Raw genomic sequence first — 17,255 nt, 5'->3', positions numbered from 1 at the left:
AAAACTGTGTCTGTTTTGAAGTTACGAAAACCCCAACTGACACACTTTATGTAATACTCTCCCGAAGACGAAATCGAACACCTCACCCTTGACATTCTTCGGGATGACTTAGGCTACACTACCCTATACGGCCCTGACATTGCCGAAGGCGATAACCCCGAACGCACCTACCAGGAAGTAGTACTGGTTCGCCGTCTTCAGGATGCTATCGACCGCATAAATCCCACCATACCTGCCGAAGCCAAAGAAGAAGCCCTCAAGAAAGTACTCCGTACTGCATCACCTGACCTGCTCACCAACAACGAGGCTTTCCATGTGCTGCTTACCGATGGCGTGGATGTAAAGTTTCGCACTGCTGCCGGTACCCGCAGCGAGAAGGTGTGGCTGGTGGATTTTGCCCGTCCTGATAACAACGACTTCCTGGCAGTAAACCAATACACCGTTATTGAAGGCCAGCAAAACAAAAGGGCTGATGTGGTGCTGTTCATCAATGGCCTGCCCTTGGTGGTGATAGAACTGAAGAACGCCACCGATGAAAGCGCCGATATCTTTGCTGCCTACCAGCAACTGCAAACTTATAATAGCGCCATTCCTACCCTGTTCCGCTACAATGCTTTTATGGTAGCCTCTGATGGCTGGTTTGCCAAGGCCGGCACCCTCAGTTCCGACTATAGCCGCTTTATGCAATGGAAGACTGCCGATGGCGAGCATATCGTGGACAACGAGGTGGAAGCCGAACTGGAGCCCCTGCTCAAAGGGATGTTCAATAAAAGAGCCTTGCTCGATATTCTCCGCCACTTTATTGTATTTGAAAAGGGCAAGGAAAAGACCATTAAAAAGATATCGGCCTATCACCAGTACTATGCGGTGAACAAGGCCATTACAACTACCGTTAAAGCTTCGGGCGGATCAGGCGACAAGCGTGCCGGTGTTATCTGGCATACCCAAGGTAGCGGCAAAAGCCTGAGCATGGTGTTTTACACCGGCAAGATGGTGGTGGAGCCTGCAATGAATAATCCCACCATCGTTGTGCTCACCGACCGTAACGACCTCGACGACCAGTTGTTCGATACTTTTTGCAATTGCGCCCAACTGCTGCGTCAGGAGCCGCGCCGCGCCACCGACCGCAGGGAACTGCGCCAACTGCTTTCTGTGGCTTCCGGTGGCATCGTGTTTACCACCATCCAGAAATTCCTGCCCGAGGAAAAGGGCGACAGCTTTCCACAACTCACCGACCGCCGCAACGTGGTGGTGGTTGCCGATGAAGCCCACCGCAGCCAGTACGATTTTATTGATGGCTTTGCCCGCCACCTCCGCGATGCCCTGCCCAATGCCTCTTTTATTGGCTTTACCGGTACGCCCATCGAACGGCAGGATGCCAGCACCCAGGCTGTGTTTGGCGACTACATCGATGTATACGACATCCAGCAGGCCGTAGCCGATGGCGCCACGGTGCGCATCTATTACGAAAGCCGTCTGGCCCGCATCAAACTGAGTGAAGCTGACCAGGCCCTGATGGACCAGCAGGTAGAAGAGATCACCGAAGACGACGAGCTCACCGACAAGCAAAAGCGCTTCGCCAAGTGGGCCAGCAAGGAAGCCGTAGTGGGCAGCACCCACCGCCTGCAACAGGTGGCAAAGGACATGGTGCAGCATTTTGAAGAAAGGCTGAAAGGCAGCCGGGGAAAGGCCATGTTTGTGGTCATGAGCCGCCGGATAGCCGTGGAGCTCCACGATGAAATTGTAAAACTCCGCCCCGACTGGTACGACCCCGACGATGACAAGGGCGCCATCAAAGTAATCATGACCGGCAGTTCCTCTGATGGACCCGAGTGGGCCGAACATATCCGCAACAAAAAGCGCCGCACCGCCATCGGCGACCGCCTGAAAGATCCTGCCGACCCACTGAAGTTGGTGATTGTACGCGATATGTGGCTTACTGGTTTTGACGCCCCAGTGCTGCATACCCTGTATGTAGACAAGCCCATGAGCGGACACAACCTGATGCAGGCCATTGCCCGCATTAACCGGGTGTTTGGCGACAAGCAAGGCGGGCTGGTGGTAGACTATATCGGCATTGCCCAGGACCTGAAGAAAGCCCTGGCCGTATACACTGAAAGCAAAGGCAAGGGCAAGCTTACCCACGATATCAACGAGGCTGCCGCCAAGATGATGGAGCTGTACGAAATAGTGGTAGGCCTGTTTGATGGATTCGACTTCCGGGCCTATTTCAACAAGGCTACCCGTGAGAAGCTGCAGTTTATACAGGACGCTGCCAACTTTGTGCTCAATATCACCGAGCTGGATAGCGAAGGCCGAGCCATTCGCAATGGCAAGCAGCGCTTCAAAGAGTATGTTACCCGCCTGTCGCAGGCATTTGCCCTCTCCATCACGCACCCTGCCGCCGACGAAATCCGCAACGACCTGGCTTTTTTCCAGGCTATCAAAGCCCGCCTCTCCAAATTCGACGAACAGCGCCGCAAGCGTACCAACCAGGAAATTGAAACTGCCCTGCGGCAAATTGTAAACGATGCTATCCTTTCGGAAGAAGTGGTGGATGTATTTGATGCAGCCGGTATCAAAAAACCGGATATCTCCATACTGGATGAAAAGTTTTTGGCGGAGGTAAAGAAGCTACCGCAGCAAAACCTTGCAATAGAGTTACTCAGGCGATTGCTGGAAGATGAAATTAAGAGCAGGTCCAGGACCAACATTGCTCAAAGTAGAAAGTTCTCCGAAATGCTTCAGGCTGCTGTAAAGCGTTATCAGAGTGGGCTGGTCGATTCTGCGCTGGTGATTGATGAAGTGATCCAAATGGCGATTGGTTTCCGTGAAGCGAAAGCTCGAGGCGAAAAGCTAAACATGCGGGATGATGAAATAGCTTTTTATGATGCATTAGCAGAGAACCCCACCGCTGAAACCATCCTAGGTGACAAAACACTCCGCATCATTGCCCACGAACTGGTAGAAGGCGTACGGCGCAATACCTCTATTGACTGGCAGTTAAAAGAAAGTGTGCAGGCAAAAATGCGCACGCTGATTAAACGGATTTTACGCAGGCACAAATATCCGCCCGATGATCCGGCAACCGGTGAGTATACCGTTTCGGTACAAAGGGTGCTGAGCCAGGCTGAGGTGCTGGCGGATGAATGGAGTTAAACAAAATGATACTCATTCAGGTTTTCATCTACGTAATTAAAAAGGGTTAAGGAACTTGGATAAGAATTTAGAAAAAGGGATTTTACTCCCTTTTTTGCGTTGGGCTTATCTGTTCACTTTGCTCAGTGAACCCCAATGCTGAGAAAATACACTTCAAGGATGAAGCATCGTTGAAGTCAATAGGTCAAAAAATCCGTGCTGCCCGCAAGCAGAACGGCCTGACCATTGCAGCATTAGCGTTTAAGTGTGGTGTAGATGATAGCCAGATCGGAAGAATGGAAAGGGGTGAAACCAATTTTACCATCCTCTCTTTGCTCCAGGTTGCGCATCATCTATCCACAGATCCCAAAGAACTGCTTCCCTGAGTCTTGCCAATTCCCTTTGAAAGCCTCCCTTTGTGCAAGTGATGTATGTAAATGTGTAGGCTATGGAAGCACTATTATCCTATCTGTCGTCCATCCACCCCATGAGTGATGGGCTCATTGCGTATTTAGGCGAAACGCTTAAGTCCAAACAAATTCCCCGCAAGGCTTATCTCCTCAAAGCCGGTCATATTTCCCGGAATATCTACTTCATCAGCAAAGGACTGTTGCGTTGTTATTACATGCGCGATGTCCATGATATCTCATCCTGGTTTATGAAGGAGGGTGATGTAATGATTTCGGTAGAGTCTTTCTTCCTCCAAAAGGAAAGCTACGAGTCAATTCAGGCTTTGGAGGATACAACGGTACACTTTATCAGCTATGAAGAGCTGCAGTATATCTACCGACACTTTCCTGAGTTCAACTTTATCGGCAGGGTACTTACCGAACGCTATTATATCCAGAGCGAGCAGCGGCTATATTCCATCCGCATGATGCGCTCGCAGGAGCGGTATGATTACCTGATGGAGCACCATTCGGAACTGGTATTACGGGTGCCAGCCAAACATCTGGCATCCTACCTGGGGCTTACTGAGGTAACGCTCAGTAAAATAAAAGGACGCATGTAAAAACTTATCCATATTTAAGTGTAAAGGCCTCAACACCAACTTAATTTTACATCAGAAACAACAGCAACATGAAACAAATGCTAACCATCGCCTTACTGGCGATCCTGGTTAGCGGCTGTAGCAAGGAAGTGACGTTTTCAGCACCGGACGTAGTGACCAGCATCAGAAAGATTGTAACCGACAGCATGGGCAGCAGTGCCGCCAACAGGTACGATTACAGTAAGATCACGAAAGTGAAGGTTTCGGAAGATTCGGTTTATTACCTGCTTCGAAGCCATTCAGAACCGGATGCTTTTTTAGCTCTTTGGATGGATGGAAAGAACTTGGTGCGTAAGGGCGTCCGGGTTACGCTCGACCGGGAAGGCGGCTGTAAACATCCTTGGGAGGCAATGGATGGTGTGATTACGGTCCATTCAATCCGGGGCAACCTGTTACTGCAATCCAGGGTGCGTAAAGGTTATATCATGAGTTTGCATGAGCAACGCTCTACTGACCGGATGGGTATTGCCAGCAAGTCGAATGTTGCCCCTATTGAACCTGATCCTTATGTTACTTTAAGCGAAGTAGTGGTTATCGGGTACCGCTCGGAGGGAAGCAGTTATAGTTACTCCAATTGGATATCTATACAGGCATTATTTGGTGGAGGCTCAGGAGGAACGACTTATGCACCTATTGATGGAGGCGGGGGGAGTCATGGTAACAGAGGCTTGTACGAAACAGATGCGATACGCATCGATGATGAGACAGCTGTCAACCTTCCGCCAATTGATGTTAACCAGTACCTCGATTGTTTTGATGGGTTGCCTGATGCCGGTGCGCAATGCTCTATTGAGTTATTGACTGATATCCCGGTGGATAGCGATCCAAGAAAGCTGGTAGACTGGCAAGCAGGCTCGGCAGGCCATACCTTCCTCCAGTTGCGCAAACAGGTGGGTGGGCAACTCATTGTTCAGAACATTGGTTTTTACCCGGTAAGCAGTTGGAAAGTAAGTTTTACCAATGCACCCGTGCCTGGTAAGTTCGTTGACAACAGCAACCATGAGTACAATGCTTCGTTGCGAATGCAGGTAGGGGCAGATCAGTTCCGGAGGGCACTGAATGAATTGCGCTACCTGGCGCGTAGTGTTACTTATGACCTGGACGAATTTAATTGTACCGACCTGGCGGTAAGGGTTTTCAATGCCGCCCGAAATAATAAGCTGGATATTCCTTTGTACCAAATACCAGGTGGTATCACTGCAGCGGGAACCAGCACGCCACAAGGATTGTATCAACAGCTAAAAGCAATGTACAATGCAGGCGGTACAGAAGTGGCTAATATTTCTTTTCCCGGTGTGAAGGGATATGTGGCAAACAGTAATGGACCATGTAAATAAAGCTGGCAACATGAAAACACTACAATTTTTTACGGCGCCATATCTACTGATTTCAGCTTTTCTGCTGATCCTTATTAGTGGTGAGATGTTGGGTGGGCCTTACCTCTTGTACCTGTTGCTTGCCTTACCGCACGGAGGCATACATGCCCTGCTTGCAATAGGCGGCATCCTTTGCCTTGTGCTTGCTCATACCCAGCTAAATTGGGCGGCAAATGGAATATTGAAACTGATAGCAAATACCCTGGGCGTATTGCTGCTTACAGCTTCTTTGTGTTCCTTTTTTTACAACGATACTGGCGGATACAATATCAGCACTTTCGAACAGGCGGTGCCTTTGGGTTCAATGATTATAACGGGTTTGATTGCGCTTCTTTTCCTGGGTTTGAATGTATCATCATATCTGAAAGCCTCCCGGCAAGATCCAAATACGGTGGCAAATAGCCATTGATCAAAGCCGGTACTCCAAAGAAGGATCATCTAAAACATACGGGTTATGCTTAAAGAAATTAGCTGGAACAGCTACTGGACTTTTATTGCCCTTTCTGTAACGGTATACTACCTGGTTGTACTGGTTTATTTCAGGATTAAGGCAGGAGTGGTTTTGCCCAATGGCACAAAGGCTTTCTGGCAGAAACAACAACCTGAAACTAGGGAAGTGCAAATGCCGTCACCCGTTATCTCAGGGGATGTTGCTACAGACTTTTTGTACCCGGAACCCGAGAGTGCTGAATACCCGGTATATGCCTGTGTAGATGAAGTAAATGCATACCTGGAGGAGGCCCGCAGGCATAAGGGCGACAAAGAAGAACTGGTTGTTGCAATAGGACAGATCGTTGCAAAATATCCCACCATAAAAGATTCGGAGTATCAGGCATCCTTATCCAATGTAATAGTGACGCAGTGTGCACACTTATGTTTTATCCACCTGTCGGATGCAGATTTAGATCGGGTGTGGCAAGGTTGAGTGGAGGAGTAGAAGGGCAGGGTGGATCAGCGCTCTTTGGCCCGGCCGTCAAGGCCGGGTCAACAGAGCACTAAATGTTGGAATTGTTTCATCAGATAAATAAAGGTTATGAAAATTGTGAGCAGGAAATGGGGTGCCTATAGAAAGGTTTTGCGTAGTGGGATGGTGGCAGCATCTGTGCTACTGGTACAGGTTGCATTGTGGGCGCAAGATGGCAATGCGGGTATCAATGAAGCCAATACCAGGGTGCGGTCTTACTTCGATTCAGGCATCAACCTGATGTACGCTGTTGGGGCCATCCTGGGTTTGATTGGTGCAGTTAAGGTGTACCAGAAGTGGAACAGCGGCGATCACGACACAGGAAAAGTAGCTGCGGCCTGGTTTGGGTCCTGCGTGTTCCTGGTAGTGGTAGCCACTGTTATCCGTAGCTTCTTTGGTATTTAAATGTGCAGGTATGCCGGCCAGTGTTTATACCATCAATAAGGGCATCAATATGCCAATCACCTTTAAGGGATTGAAAGCACAGTATATCTGGTACCTGGGAGGAGGTGTTGTGTTTTTGCTTTTCCTCTTTGCTATCCTGTATATCTGTGGCGTTCCGCCCCTGTTCTGCACCATAATGGTGTTGGGTGGCGGCACTGGCTGGTTCCTGTACATCAGCAGGCTAAGTCACCGCTTTGGTGCACATGGCATGATGAAAAAAATAGCTGCGGGCAAAGTGCCCAAAATTGTAAAAGTGCGCAGCAGGAAAGTTTTCTATTTGTAGTCCGGAGTGAAAAGACGTGGTGTATGGAAAAGCGGTTGGAAGATATCATTCCCATTATGACGATCGAGGAAGATACCATCATCTCCAAGCAAGGGGATATTACCCTGGCTTTCGTGGTGCAGCTTCCTGAGTTGTTTACACTTTCCGACCTGGAGTATGAAGCTTTTCACCAGGCATGGGTTAAGGCCTTGAAGGTGCTGCCGCATGGCTCCGTCTTTCATAAACAGGACTGGTTTACAGAAGCTGCTTATCGCATAGATCCCAGCCATTTGGAAAAAGGATTTTTGTCAGCTGCAAGCGAACGCTTTTTCAACGAGCGGCCTTTCCTCCATCACCAATGTTATGTTTTGCTTACCCGCAAAGCTTCCGGCCGAAGGGTTGCTACATCATTGGCTTCAAGCCTACTGAGTGCCAACCTGCTTCCTGCACAACTGCGTAAGCCGAAATTGTTCCAGGAGTTCCAGGATCAGTGCGGACAGTTTCAACGGATTATGGCCGATAGCGGCTTTGTACAAATGAAAAGGCTTGCAGGTGATGAACTGGCAAGTAATGACCTGCTTGCAGGCTTGGTGGAACGGTATTGCTTCCTACAGGCAGCACCTGATGAAAAGATGGTGGCCGATCTGCAGTTCAAAGAAAATTTTAAGGTAGGCAATAAGCATTTGCAGCTGTATACGCTTGCTGATGTAGACAATCTGCCGCCCCTATGCGGGCCTCGTATCAACTACGAGCGGTACTCTACCGACCGTACCAAATTTTCGGTAGGGTTTGCAGCTCCGTTGGGTCACCTGCTGCGCTGCAATCATATCTACAACCAGTTCATCTTTTTAGATGATCCCAATACTGCCATCAAGAAGCTGGAGGAGAAGCGGTTAAGATTACAATCACTGGCAGCTTACTCTCGAGAGAACACGCTGGCGAAAGATGCAGTAAATGAATTTTTAAATGAAGCGATCGGGCAACAACGCCTGCCTGTAAAGGCACATTTTAATGTGTTGGTATGGACAGACGATAGATTGGAGTTGAAGGGAATGCGCAACCTGGTAAGCAGCGCCTTCTCCCAGATGGATGCTGTGCCCAAACACGAAGTGAATGGAGCGCCACAAATCCACTGGGCTGGCCTGCCGGGTAATGCCGGCGACTTCCCTGCGAATGAGTGTTTTGACACCTTTGCTGAGCAGGCTTGTTGCTTTTTAAACTTGGAAACGGCCTACCGTTCTTCTCTTTCGCCTGTAGGCATCAGGCTGGGCGACCGGTTGACGGGTGCACCTGTACATGTTGATTTATCCGATGAACCGATGCAGCGAGGCATTTGTACCAACAGGAACAAGTTTATACTTGGCCCAAGCGGTAGCGGCAAGTCGTTTTTTACCAACCATATGGTACGATCCTATTACGAACAGGGAACGCATGTGGTGCTGGTAGATGTAGGCTACTCTTATGTAGGCCTATGCGAACTTGTAGGTGGTTATTATTTCCGGTACGACGAAAAGGATCCTATCCGTTTTAATCCTTTTTATATAAATGCCGGTGAGGTGCTGGATACGGAAAAGAAGGAAAGTATTAAAACACTGCTGCTGGCATTGTGGAAAAAGGATGATGAGCAATACAATAGGAGTGAGTATGTAGCACTTTCTAATGCCGTACAATCCTATTACTGCTATTTGGCGCAACATTCGGAAGTATTTCCCTGTTTTAACAGCTTTTATGAATTCCTGGAAGGTGAGTTTGTAGCAACCCTGAATAAGGATAGGGTAAAAGAGAAGGACTTTGATATAGCCAACTTCCTTTATGTGCTCAGGCCCTATTACAGGGGCGGTGAATTCGATTACCTGCTAAATGCAGAACAGAATCTTGACCTGCTGAACAAGCGCTTTATTCTTTTTGAGCTGGACAACATTAAAGATCATCCCATACTCTTTCCTGTAGTTACCATCATTATCATGGAAGTGTTTATCTCCAAGATGCGGAAGCTAAAGGGCGTACGAAAGATGATCCTGATTGAAGAGGCCTGGAAGGCAATAGCAAGAGAAGGTATGGCGGAATACATCAAATACCTGTTTAAAACGGTGCGTAAGTTCTTTGGCGAAGCCGTTGTGGTAACACAGGATATCGAAGACATCATTTCCTCTCCCGTAGTAAAACAGGCAATCATCAATAATTCGGATTGCAAGGTCCTGCTCGACCAGAGCAAGTACCAGAATAAGTTTGACCAGATCCAGGAATTGCTTGGATTAACGGTAAAGGAAAAGGCTATGGTGCTCTCAGTAAACAAGGCCAACGACCCATCAAAGAAGTACAAGGAAGTATTTGTTTCCCTGGGTGGACAGCTGTCTAAAGTGTACCGGACGGAAGTGTCACTGGAAGAATACCTCGCCTATACTACAGAAGAAAGTGAAAAGGTTAAAGTAGCGCAATATGCAGAAAAATGGGGCAGCAGGAAGAAGGGGATAGCTGTCTTAGCAAAAGAGCTTCGTGATGGTCAAAATAAAACTGCTTAACCTTAAATAACACCATATGAAATCGCTCACTTCCTGCTCCTTTGTTGCAACCCTGCTCATTGCATGTGCTGATGTTCCAGAGAATGCACCTGAAATTGGTGGAGTGTATGTACGCCAGTTTGAAAGTGAATTCGGCTCGGGTTGGGATACTGTATTTGTCGATGCTGATCCCAGGAATGCAAGTGGATATGTGGTCCGTCACCATACGCACACTATTCGTAAAGATGACCAACAGGTACCTTACCCGGAGCAAAAAGAGTGGGTGTTGCCTGCCACTTGGAACGGCCAGGACAATGTACTGATTTCAAATAGGCTAGGGCGCCGTTATGTTTTCTCAAAGAAGGATGTTGTGGTACTGGGCACTGCGCAATACACAAGAATTGGAAATAAATACAAGGAAAGATGATGAAACGGAGTTGCTGGGCAGGAATTGTTTTCCTCATGGTTTTTTCGTTCAGTAGTTCAGGTGCTCAGGCCCAAGAACCTGTTACGGAAATTATCCGCCGGGGTATTGTAAAAGTGATCAGGGCCGTTGACTTGAAAATTCAACGGATGCAGAATGAAACATTATGGCTACAGAATGCGCAAAAAGCATTGGAGAACACCCTATCCAAAACACGCTTAGAAGAAATCACCGGGTGGGTAACAAAGCAGCGCGATTTATACCAAGACTATTATGACCAACTGTGGCGGGTTAAAAGTGCCATTTCGCTTTATGCCGAGATTCGGGAACTCACCCGAAAGCAGTTGCGAATTGTACAGGCATATAAAGTGGCATGGGCAGGTGTGCGGAAAGACCAGCACTTTACTGTACAGGAACTGGTGTATATCAGCGATACCTATACAGGTATGCTCAAGCAATGCCTGAATAACCTGCAGCAGGTTCAATCCCTTGTGCAGTCCTTTACCTTAGAAATGACCGATGGCCAGCGAATGGGGATGATTTCAAATATTGCAGACGATATTGACCGGAATTACAGCGATCTGAAAGCCTTCAATGTGCGTAATGTTCAAATCTCATTAAGCCGAGCCAGGGATGAACAGGAGTTGGAAGTAGTGCGAATGATTTATGGACTTTAAACATGGGTTATGCGGTGGGTAGTGGTAATTGTGTTGAGTTTTGTATTTGCTATTGGGCATGCACAGAATTCAGACGAATGGTTCAAGCAGAAGAAAACACAGTTGCGGTACCTTGCTGAGCAAGTTGCAGCACTGAAAATGTATAGCGCTTACATAGAACAAGGGTATAAGGTTCTTCACGGCGGGCTTACTGTCATCAGCGATGTAAAACTAGGGGAGTTTTCCCTGCACAAAGATTACTTCTCTGGCTTATCGGAATCAAAGCCTGATATAAATAGCAATTGGAAGATTGCAGCTTTGGTGCTTTCGGCACACCAGCTCCTTAAACTCCATAAACAAAGTGTTGCCACTCTAATCAGTGTCAAAGCTGTCGATCCACAGTTCGCTAAAGAACTTAACAACGCATGGACAGGTGTATTGGCTGCCGTTGGTAACACCTTATCAGAATTGCAGTTGTTTACAAACAGCAGAGCGCTTTCAATACCAGATGCAGCCCGAGTAAGCCGGATTGATCAACTATTGAAACAAATGCAAATGCATGAAGCTTTTGCAATAAATCTTTCAACTTCAGCTTCGGCAATACTCCAACATATAAAGCTGGAAATGTCAGGTAATAAGACAGTCAGAGCAATGTACAGAAACTAAGGAGGGGATTATGTGGCGTATTATTATGTGGATATTATGGTTTTTAGTACCATACCAGAAGGTGGCAGCACAGGAGCAGGATGCACAGCAGTTGTTGCTAAATGTAGAAAAGCTTGCCAGGATGAAAGAGATTTTAGAGCAGATGAAAAGCGGCTATGAAGTAGTAGCTAAAGGCTATTTAGCGGTTCAAAATATTTCAGCTGGCAATTTCGATTTACACAAGGTATTTATGGATGGCCTTGTGCAAGTTAGTCCTGCTATCCGTAATTACTACAAAGTTTCGCAGATCGTCCGGTGGCAATTGGACCTGGTTAAAACAAGTAAGGCGACCATTAAAGGAGTAAGGGGTAATAACCTTTTGATTCCAGGTGAACTGGACTATATTTCTAAAGTTGTAGGTAACCTGATGAAAGGGAGCCTGAAGCAAATGGAAGCTTTAGCCATGGTGCTCACCTCGGGTAACCTGCGTATGTCAGATGAAGAGCGGATAAAGGCTATTGACCATATATGGGATGAGACGGGTGCCCAGCTTTCCTTCCTGCGCAGCTTTACCAATGAAGCCAAAGTGCTGTTGATACAGCGGCAAAAGGAGCGGGTGGACAATGCCGCCACCCGCAAACTGCAAGGCAAATAATTAAAAACTTATAGTGATGAAGGGATTGGTGCAAACCACGCTGGCCGTGGTGATGGGGATGTTTTTGCCTTTGGCTTCCGGGGCTCAGGTACTGGAACAGGACATGAAGGGGATGCAGGGGGTGCTGGATCAGCTTTATACAGAAATGCTGCCGCTCTGTAGTCAGCTGATGGGGGTAGGCCGGGGCATTGCTGGATTTGCTGCTACCTGGTATATCGCAGTGCGGGTATGGGGACATATTGCCAGGGCGGAGCCCATTGATTTTTACCCCCTGTTCCGGCCATTTGTAATTGGGTTTGCAGTAATCATTTTTCCCTCTGTATTGGACCTAATCAACGGTGTAATGAAGCCAACGGTAAGTGCAACGCATACGATGGTGGAGGCAAGTGACAAATCAATTGTATTACTACTGAAGCAAAGGGAAGCTGCTGTTAAAAAGTCTAACCTATGGCAGATGTATGTGGGGGAAACAGGCGCAGGTGACCGCGAACGCTGGTACAAATACACGCACCCCGAAGATGCGGATGGTAGTGGGGAAGGATGGATGGAGTCCATCGGTAATGATATCCGCTTTTCCATGGCCAAGGCTTCTTACAACTTTCGTAATTCCATAAAGGAGTGGATGAGTGAAGTCTTACATCTTATCTACCTGGCAGCAGGCCTGTGCATCAATACCCTCCGAACTTTTTACCTGGTGGTGCTGGCTATATTGGGCCCATTGGTATTTGGTATTTCCGTATTTGATGGTTTTGGGCATACACTCACTGTTTGGCTGGCCCGGTATATCAATGTGTTCCTGTGGCTGCCGGTATCTAACGTATTTGGTTCCATCATTGGTAAAGTGCAGGAAAAGATGATCCAAATCGACCTGCAGCAGATAGGGGCTAGCGGTGATACTTTCTTTTCCAGTACAGACACGGCTTATCTCATTTTCCTTATTATAGGCATCGTAGGATACTTCACCGTGCCTTCGGTAGCAAACTATATCGTTCATGCCGGTGGAAGCAATGCGTTGTTGTACAAGGTTAGCAACCTATTTTCTTCATCAGCATCCTCCACTATGCGCAGTATGATGCAGGGTGGCAGCTCCATGGTAAAAGATGTGTACGGAAGCGGTGCAGGCATGGTCTCATCAGGTATGGCTTCAGCTGCGGGCAGTGGCCAATATTTTAAGGATAAAATCGAGGGAGGGAAATCGTGATGTTCCGAAAATCAAGAAACCTGGAGACCGCATTTCAACAGGTGAGGTTATTTGCTTTGGTAACGATTGTTGGTTCGCTTTCGTTTGCCGCATTTGTTACCTACCGCAGTTACCAACTGGCGGCACAGACAGAGTCAAAGGTTTATGTCCTGGCAGCCGGTAAGGCTATGGAGGCTTTTGCCAGCACAAAGCGGGATAACCTTTTAGTAGAAGCAAAAGATCATATCCGCACTTTTCACGAATACTTTTTTACCCTGGACCCGGATGATGATGCAATCAAGGCCACCATCACGAAAGCATTGTACCTCGCAGACGGTTCAGCCAAAAGCCTGTATGAAAGCCTCAAAGAGAATAATTATTACACAGGCATCATTTCCGGTAATGTAAGCCAGAAAGTGCGCATTGATAGTGTGTGGGTCAACCTAGATGAACAGCCGTTCCGGTTTCGCTGCCAGGGAGTTCAGGAGATCATCAGGCCTACAGCTGTCATTACTCGTTCGTTGGCTACTGAGGGGATGCTTCGGTTAGTAGCCCGCTCCGATCACAACCCACATGGCTTTCTGATCGAACGCTGGAGGACACTGGAAAACAAAGATCTGAAAACCGAAAGCAGGTAATTATGAAGCGCGGTGTAATGGATAAGGATAAGAAGTCATTTGTAAGGGTGTGGGCAGTGCAACAGGTGCGTCGATTTGCGAATATGCTCCAAGCAAGATTGACAAATCGTTCATTCGCGTGGCAAAAAAGGGCACTGGTGGTCTACTGCTTGGTGGCTTTGTGTACAAGTGCAGCTGTTTCTTATTGGAGCCTGGTTCATCCATCTACATCTGCGATTGAGGTTGTGCCGATCAAAATATTGCCTGCGCTTCCACCAGCATTGCCAGCACCCATTATTTCAGAAGAAGAGTATCAGCGCATTCATCACTGGCGGCTGCAACTAGATAGTATGGACCTTGTTAACCGGCAAAACCATACAGCTTTAGAGGTCACCGGAATCTGGACTTTGCGGGATTCGCTTCTTTACCTGGAAGACTTATATCAGCAACAATTTAAATAAGGATATATGAACAGTTTATCTGTATGGGAGCAGCGACGCAGAAAGGCGTTGCTGGTATTGCCTGCCCTTATTGTCCCTTTTCTGACCCTTGCATTTTGGGCTTTGGGAGGAGGTGGTGGCAGGCATGTAACAAATGAAAATGCTGCAGGGCTCAATCTTTCCTTGCCACAAGCAACCATTAAAAAAGAGACGGAGTTGGATAAGCTTCGATTTTACGAGGCTGCAGACGAGGACTCTGCTGAGTGGCGCCGGAAGATGCTGCAGGATCGGTATAGTTTGGGTTATCGTGATGAGCCATCACTAGCTTATCCAGATGGAAAAGAAGCTTATGGTTATAATCCTGCTCCTCCAGTATCATCCCGCAGCAGTGTTGCAACTGAAAAGCTAATCTACCAGAAGCTGGGTGAAATCAACCGGCAGGTAAATAATGCAGAACAAGCTTCCCAAAGAGACGGGTTTGGAAGTGCCGGAAAGTACAGGTCGCCAGTAATTGCAAACAATCCCGACCAGTTTCCTGTAACTGGAAAGACAACAGGTGAAGACCCTGAGATAGCTGAGCTCAATGGTATGATGGAGAAAATACTGGATATCCAACATCCGGAAAGAGTCAAGGCAAAGATGACGAAAGTTGATACCATCACTGGATCCAATCAACCTGTGCCTGTTTCTTTCAAACCTGATAGTAGGATTGTACATTTTGGTATCAAGGAAGGTGTTTCTAGTAGGCAAACAAAGTTTTATAGGGCAGGTACGTCAAGCGAGTTGGACAACCAGTTGCCCGGTATCATGGCAGTAATACACAACCAGCAAGAGGTGGTAGAGGGTTCGGTAGTTCAGCTACGAATACTCCGGGCCTTTTACTTGTCTGGTATAGCGGTACCAGTTGGTACGATGGTGTACGGCACCGCTACCATCAATGCTGACCGCCTGTTAGTGCAAGTTTCTTCAGTTATACTCCAGGATAAAATTTATCCTATTGCATTGAAAGTTTACGACCTAGATGGTTTGGAAGGTCTTCATGTTCCCGGCTCGCCTGTGCGAAAAACCATTCATGAATCACTGGGTAATTCTTTGCAATCCATTCCGCTGCTTTCTGTTGATCCTTCTATTCGTGGCCAGGTTGCAACCACAGGTATTCAGGCGGCTAAAGCACTTGTTGGAAAAAAGGTGCGCCAAATAAAAGTAGTGTTGCCTTCAGGTTACCAGGTATTACTTAAACAATCAAAATAACATGTATGAAAGCCTTATTCATTTTGTTGCTGACATTCAATTTTTCCCTTGGTAGCTATGCACAACATGCCATTGAGATCAGTACAGATAAAACAGTGAGCCTTTCTTTCCCGGCGCAGGTTTCTTATATAGACCTGGGTAGTTCGCAAATAGATGCCCGGCTGGTAGGACCAGGTAGTAAAGTTGTTTTGGTAAAAGCATTGGAGAAAGACTTTGTTCCAACCAACCTTACGGTTGTTACCTCCGGTGATGAAGTGTTTTCTTTTACTATTGGTTATCATCCAAGCCCAGTTAAAGATAGAATAGACATTCCTGCAAAAGTGGTTGCTGCAGCCAGCTATGCAGCCGGTATCATGGACAATGGTAGAAGTGCTATGGGTATGGTACATAACCGGGATGGTCTTTATGCACAGGTGCGGGGTATTTATGTGCTGGACTCTATATTGTTCTTTCATCTCAAGGTTGCCAACAACACTTCGTTGGTTTATGATATAGCGGCAATCCGTTTCCTGGTAGAAAACAAAAAAAGCGGTAAAAGAGTAGCCAGCCAGGAACAGGTGATCCCGGTTCGTTCGATGGAGGGTGCTTACCGGCGGGTTCCGCACATGGGTAATGCCGTTATGGTGGCAGTACTTCCCAAAATAGCCTTGACTCACAACCAGTTGCTACAGATCGAAGTAGTTGAGCAGAATGGCAGTCGGAACCTGCAGCTCAAAGTGCCGCCGCATAAGCTAGCGAAAGCCATCCAGTTACCTGCGTATTAGTTTCTGTCAACAATAAAGCAAAGCATATGAACGAGAAGAATCTTAGCTACCTGAAGGATACGCTTAAGTACCTCGGGTTTGGAGAAGGGCTTCGTGAAGCCTTGGAAAGCAAGATGAAAGAAGGGGTTAAGGAGTTCCAGTTAGGGCATTCGGCTCCTTTTGGTGACAGGCGTATAGATGCCAGTCTGTCCTTTCGTAAGTCTGATACAAGTGATATTTACTTTCTCAACAAGTGGAACGGTACGGTTGGGGAGTATGAGGCTGCGCGAAGCCAAAACTTCTACATCAATAAAGGGCATGGCATTACCCTTAAGGAAGGATTCAACTTGCTGGAAGGTCGTGCCGTGCACAAAGAACTTACCGACAAGGAGGGGCAGACCTACAAGGCCTGGCTCCAACTGGATGGTAAAGAAAAGGATGCGACAGGTAATTACAAGGTCAACCAATACCATGAGAAATACGGGTTTGACTTACAACAAAAGCTTGAGGCATTGCCCATCAAGCAACTTGCGAACCCGGAGTTAAAAGAGGGCCTGCTTCGGTCATTACAGAAGGGGAACCTGCAAACTGTCACATTCGAAAAAAACGGGCAGAGTGATCAGCTCTTTATGGCTGCCAATCCCAGGTTCAAATCCATTGCTGTTTTCGACCAGTCAGGAAAGCAGATTCCTCAGCATAGTTTGGATAAGCGTTACGGTCTGGAAGTAAAGAAACCTGAACTGACGCTGGTAGGTAAGGCTGCAGAAAAGGAAGCACCCAAGAAAAAGCAGGATATGGGCAAGGTGCGCAAAATGGATGGTGCTACACCTAAGAAGGAAGGAAAAGCTAAAACACAAACAGGATCTGCCGATGGCCTGGGGAAAAAGCGTACAGGTAAGCAAAAAGGG

Annotated in this window: 19 protein-coding genes; all 19 read left to right on the top strand. The window is 47.4% G+C overall.

All coding sequences use genetic code 11. The features are described from left to right. Positions 1-72 precede the first annotated feature (72 nt). A complete protein-coding gene (locus BUE76_RS23335) occupies positions 73-3,159 on the top strand; it encodes a type I restriction endonuclease subunit R (RefSeq protein ID WP_073038959.1) in 3,087 nt (1,028 codons plus the stop codon). A gap of 125 nt (positions 3,160-3,284) precedes the next feature. Continuing rightward, on the top strand, positions 3,285-3,524 hold the full coding sequence (locus BUE76_RS23330; protein ID WP_216820726.1) for a helix-turn-helix domain-containing protein: 240 nt from the start codon (positions 3,285-3,287) through the stop codon (positions 3,522-3,524). Between the two features lie 62 nt (positions 3,525-3,586). Next, the gene (locus BUE76_RS23325) at positions 3,587-4,150 is read left to right on the top strand and encodes a Crp/Fnr family transcriptional regulator (protein WP_073038957.1); all 564 of its coding nucleotides are present in this window, start codon (positions 3,587-3,589) and stop codon (positions 4,148-4,150) included. Positions 4,151-4,218: 68 nt separating this feature from the next. Beyond that, positions 4,219-5,526: a hypothetical protein gene (locus BUE76_RS23320; protein ID WP_073038955.1), complete on the top strand. Its 1,308-nt coding sequence runs from the start codon at positions 4,219-4,221 to the stop codon at positions 5,524-5,526. Further along, complete coding sequence (locus BUE76_RS23315; protein ID WP_083596267.1) at positions 5,510-5,974, top strand: hypothetical protein; 465 nt, start codon at positions 5,510-5,512, stop codon at positions 5,972-5,974. The genes BUE76_RS23320 and BUE76_RS23315 overlap by 17 nt, the downstream gene beginning before the upstream one ends. Before the next feature lie 45 nt (positions 5,975-6,019). Next, positions 6,020-6,490, top strand: a complete 471-nt coding sequence (locus BUE76_RS23310) for a hypothetical protein (protein ID WP_073038953.1) — start codon at positions 6,020-6,022, stop codon at positions 6,488-6,490. A gap of 108 nt (positions 6,491-6,598) precedes the next feature. Further along, on the top strand, positions 6,599-6,934 hold the full coding sequence (locus BUE76_RS23305) for a DUF4134 domain-containing protein (RefSeq protein ID WP_073038951.1): 336 nt from the start codon (positions 6,599-6,601) through the stop codon (positions 6,932-6,934). A gap of 10 nt (positions 6,935-6,944) precedes the next feature. Continuing rightward, on the top strand, positions 6,945-7,256 hold the full coding sequence (locus BUE76_RS23300; protein ID WP_073038949.1) for a DUF4133 domain-containing protein: 312 nt from the start codon (positions 6,945-6,947) through the stop codon (positions 7,254-7,256). A gap of 23 nt (positions 7,257-7,279) precedes the next feature. Then, the gene (locus BUE76_RS23295; RefSeq protein WP_073038947.1) at positions 7,280-9,757 is read left to right on the top strand and encodes a TraG family conjugative transposon ATPase; all 2,478 of its coding nucleotides are present in this window, start codon (positions 7,280-7,282) and stop codon (positions 9,755-9,757) included. Positions 9,758-9,773: 16 nt separating this feature from the next. Further along, a complete protein-coding gene (locus BUE76_RS23290) occupies positions 9,774-10,163 on the top strand; it encodes a hypothetical protein (protein WP_073038945.1) in 390 nt (129 codons plus the stop codon). Positions 10,164-10,309: 146 nt separating this feature from the next. Beyond that, positions 10,310-10,837: a conjugal transfer protein TraI gene (locus BUE76_RS23285; protein ID WP_245798237.1), complete on the top strand. Its 528-nt coding sequence runs from the start codon at positions 10,310-10,312 to the stop codon at positions 10,835-10,837. A 9-nt stretch (positions 10,838-10,846) separates the two neighbouring features. After that, positions 10,847-11,482, top strand: coding sequence for a hypothetical protein (locus BUE76_RS23280; protein WP_073038941.1), 636 nt, complete (start codon positions 10,847-10,849; stop codon positions 11,480-11,482). 10 nt (positions 11,483-11,492) lie between these two features. Further along, positions 11,493-12,116: a hypothetical protein gene (locus BUE76_RS23275; protein ID WP_073038939.1), complete on the top strand. Its 624-nt coding sequence runs from the start codon at positions 11,493-11,495 to the stop codon at positions 12,114-12,116. 16 nt (positions 12,117-12,132) lie between these two features. Beyond that, on the top strand, positions 12,133-13,317 hold the full coding sequence (gene traJ / locus BUE76_RS23270; RefSeq protein ID WP_073038936.1) for a conjugative transposon protein TraJ: 1,185 nt from the start codon (positions 12,133-12,135) through the stop codon (positions 13,315-13,317). Continuing rightward, the gene (gene traK / locus BUE76_RS23265) at positions 13,317-13,934 is read left to right on the top strand and encodes a conjugative transposon protein TraK (RefSeq protein WP_073038934.1); all 618 of its coding nucleotides are present in this window, start codon (positions 13,317-13,319) and stop codon (positions 13,932-13,934) included. The genes traJ and traK overlap by 1 nt, the downstream gene beginning before the upstream one ends. 2 nt (positions 13,935-13,936) lie before the next feature. Then, entirely contained in the window at positions 13,937-14,374 is a 438-nt protein-coding gene (locus BUE76_RS23260) for a hypothetical protein (RefSeq protein WP_073038933.1), read from the top strand. A gap of 6 nt (positions 14,375-14,380) precedes the next feature. Then, positions 14,381-15,604: a conjugative transposon protein TraM gene (gene traM / locus BUE76_RS23255; protein WP_073038931.1), complete on the top strand. Its 1,224-nt coding sequence runs from the start codon at positions 14,381-14,383 to the stop codon at positions 15,602-15,604. Positions 15,605-15,609: 5 nt separating this feature from the next. Continuing rightward, positions 15,610-16,368 carry a DUF4138 domain-containing protein gene (locus tag BUE76_RS23250; protein WP_073038929.1) on the top strand — a complete coding sequence of 253 codons (759 nt, stop codon included), beginning with the start codon at positions 15,610-15,612 and terminating at the stop codon, positions 16,366-16,368. 26 nt (positions 16,369-16,394) lie between these two features. After that, positions 16,395-17,255 (top strand): hypothetical protein (locus BUE76_RS23245; RefSeq protein WP_158070032.1); only part of this gene is annotated, 861 nt, incomplete at its 3' end.

This window comes from Cnuella takakiae (genome assembly GCF_001953305.1).
In the GTDB taxonomy this organism is placed as follows: domain Bacteria; phylum Bacteroidota; class Bacteroidia; order Chitinophagales; family Chitinophagaceae; genus Flavisolibacter; species Flavisolibacter takakiae.
The sequence above is the reverse complement of the archived record's forward strand: the minus strand, read 5'-3'. Positions and strand labels throughout refer to the sequence as shown.

What these genes read in the sequence shown, in the direction of transcription:
- BUE76_RS23275 (WP_073038939.1), top strand. Translation starts at nt 11,493, where the DNA reads ATGTGGCGTATTATTATGTGGATATTATGGTTTTTAGTACCATACCAG.
- BUE76_RS23285 (WP_245798237.1), top strand. Translation starts at nt 10,310, where the DNA reads ATGCAGAATGAAACATTATGGCTACAGAATGCGCAAAAAGCATTGGAG.
- traK (WP_073038934.1), top strand. Translation starts at nt 13,317, where the DNA reads ATGTTCCGAAAATCAAGAAACCTGGAGACCGCATTTCAACAGGTGAGG.
- BUE76_RS23250 (WP_073038929.1), top strand. Translation starts at nt 15,610, where the DNA reads ATGAAAGCCTTATTCATTTTGTTGCTGACATTCAATTTTTCCCTTGGT.
- BUE76_RS23300 (WP_073038949.1), top strand. Translation starts at nt 6,945, where the DNA reads ATGCCGGCCAGTGTTTATACCATCAATAAGGGCATCAATATGCCAATC.
- traM (WP_073038931.1), top strand. Translation starts at nt 14,381, where the DNA reads ATGAACAGTTTATCTGTATGGGAGCAGCGACGCAGAAAGGCGTTGCTG.
- BUE76_RS23315 (WP_083596267.1), top strand. Translation starts at nt 5,510, where the DNA reads ATGGACCATGTAAATAAAGCTGGCAACATGAAAACACTACAATTTTTT.
- BUE76_RS23280 (WP_073038941.1), top strand. Translation starts at nt 10,847, where the DNA reads ATGCGGTGGGTAGTGGTAATTGTGTTGAGTTTTGTATTTGCTATTGGG.
- BUE76_RS23310 (WP_073038953.1), top strand. Translation starts at nt 6,020, where the DNA reads ATGCTTAAAGAAATTAGCTGGAACAGCTACTGGACTTTTATTGCCCTT.
- BUE76_RS23260 (WP_073038933.1), top strand. Translation starts at nt 13,937, where the DNA reads ATGAAGCGCGGTGTAATGGATAAGGATAAGAAGTCATTTGTAAGGGTG.
- BUE76_RS23290 (WP_073038945.1), top strand. Translation starts at nt 9,774, where the DNA reads ATGAAATCGCTCACTTCCTGCTCCTTTGTTGCAACCCTGCTCATTGCA.
- BUE76_RS23305 (WP_073038951.1), top strand. Translation starts at nt 6,599, where the DNA reads ATGAAAATTGTGAGCAGGAAATGGGGTGCCTATAGAAAGGTTTTGCGT.
- BUE76_RS23325 (WP_073038957.1), top strand. Translation starts at nt 3,587, where the DNA reads ATGGAAGCACTATTATCCTATCTGTCGTCCATCCACCCCATGAGTGAT.
- BUE76_RS23295 (WP_073038947.1), top strand. Translation starts at nt 7,280, where the DNA reads ATGGAAAAGCGGTTGGAAGATATCATTCCCATTATGACGATCGAGGAA.
- traJ (WP_073038936.1), top strand. Translation starts at nt 12,133, where the DNA reads ATGAAGGGATTGGTGCAAACCACGCTGGCCGTGGTGATGGGGATGTTT.
- BUE76_RS23320 (WP_073038955.1), top strand. Translation starts at nt 4,219, where the DNA reads ATGAAACAAATGCTAACCATCGCCTTACTGGCGATCCTGGTTAGCGGC.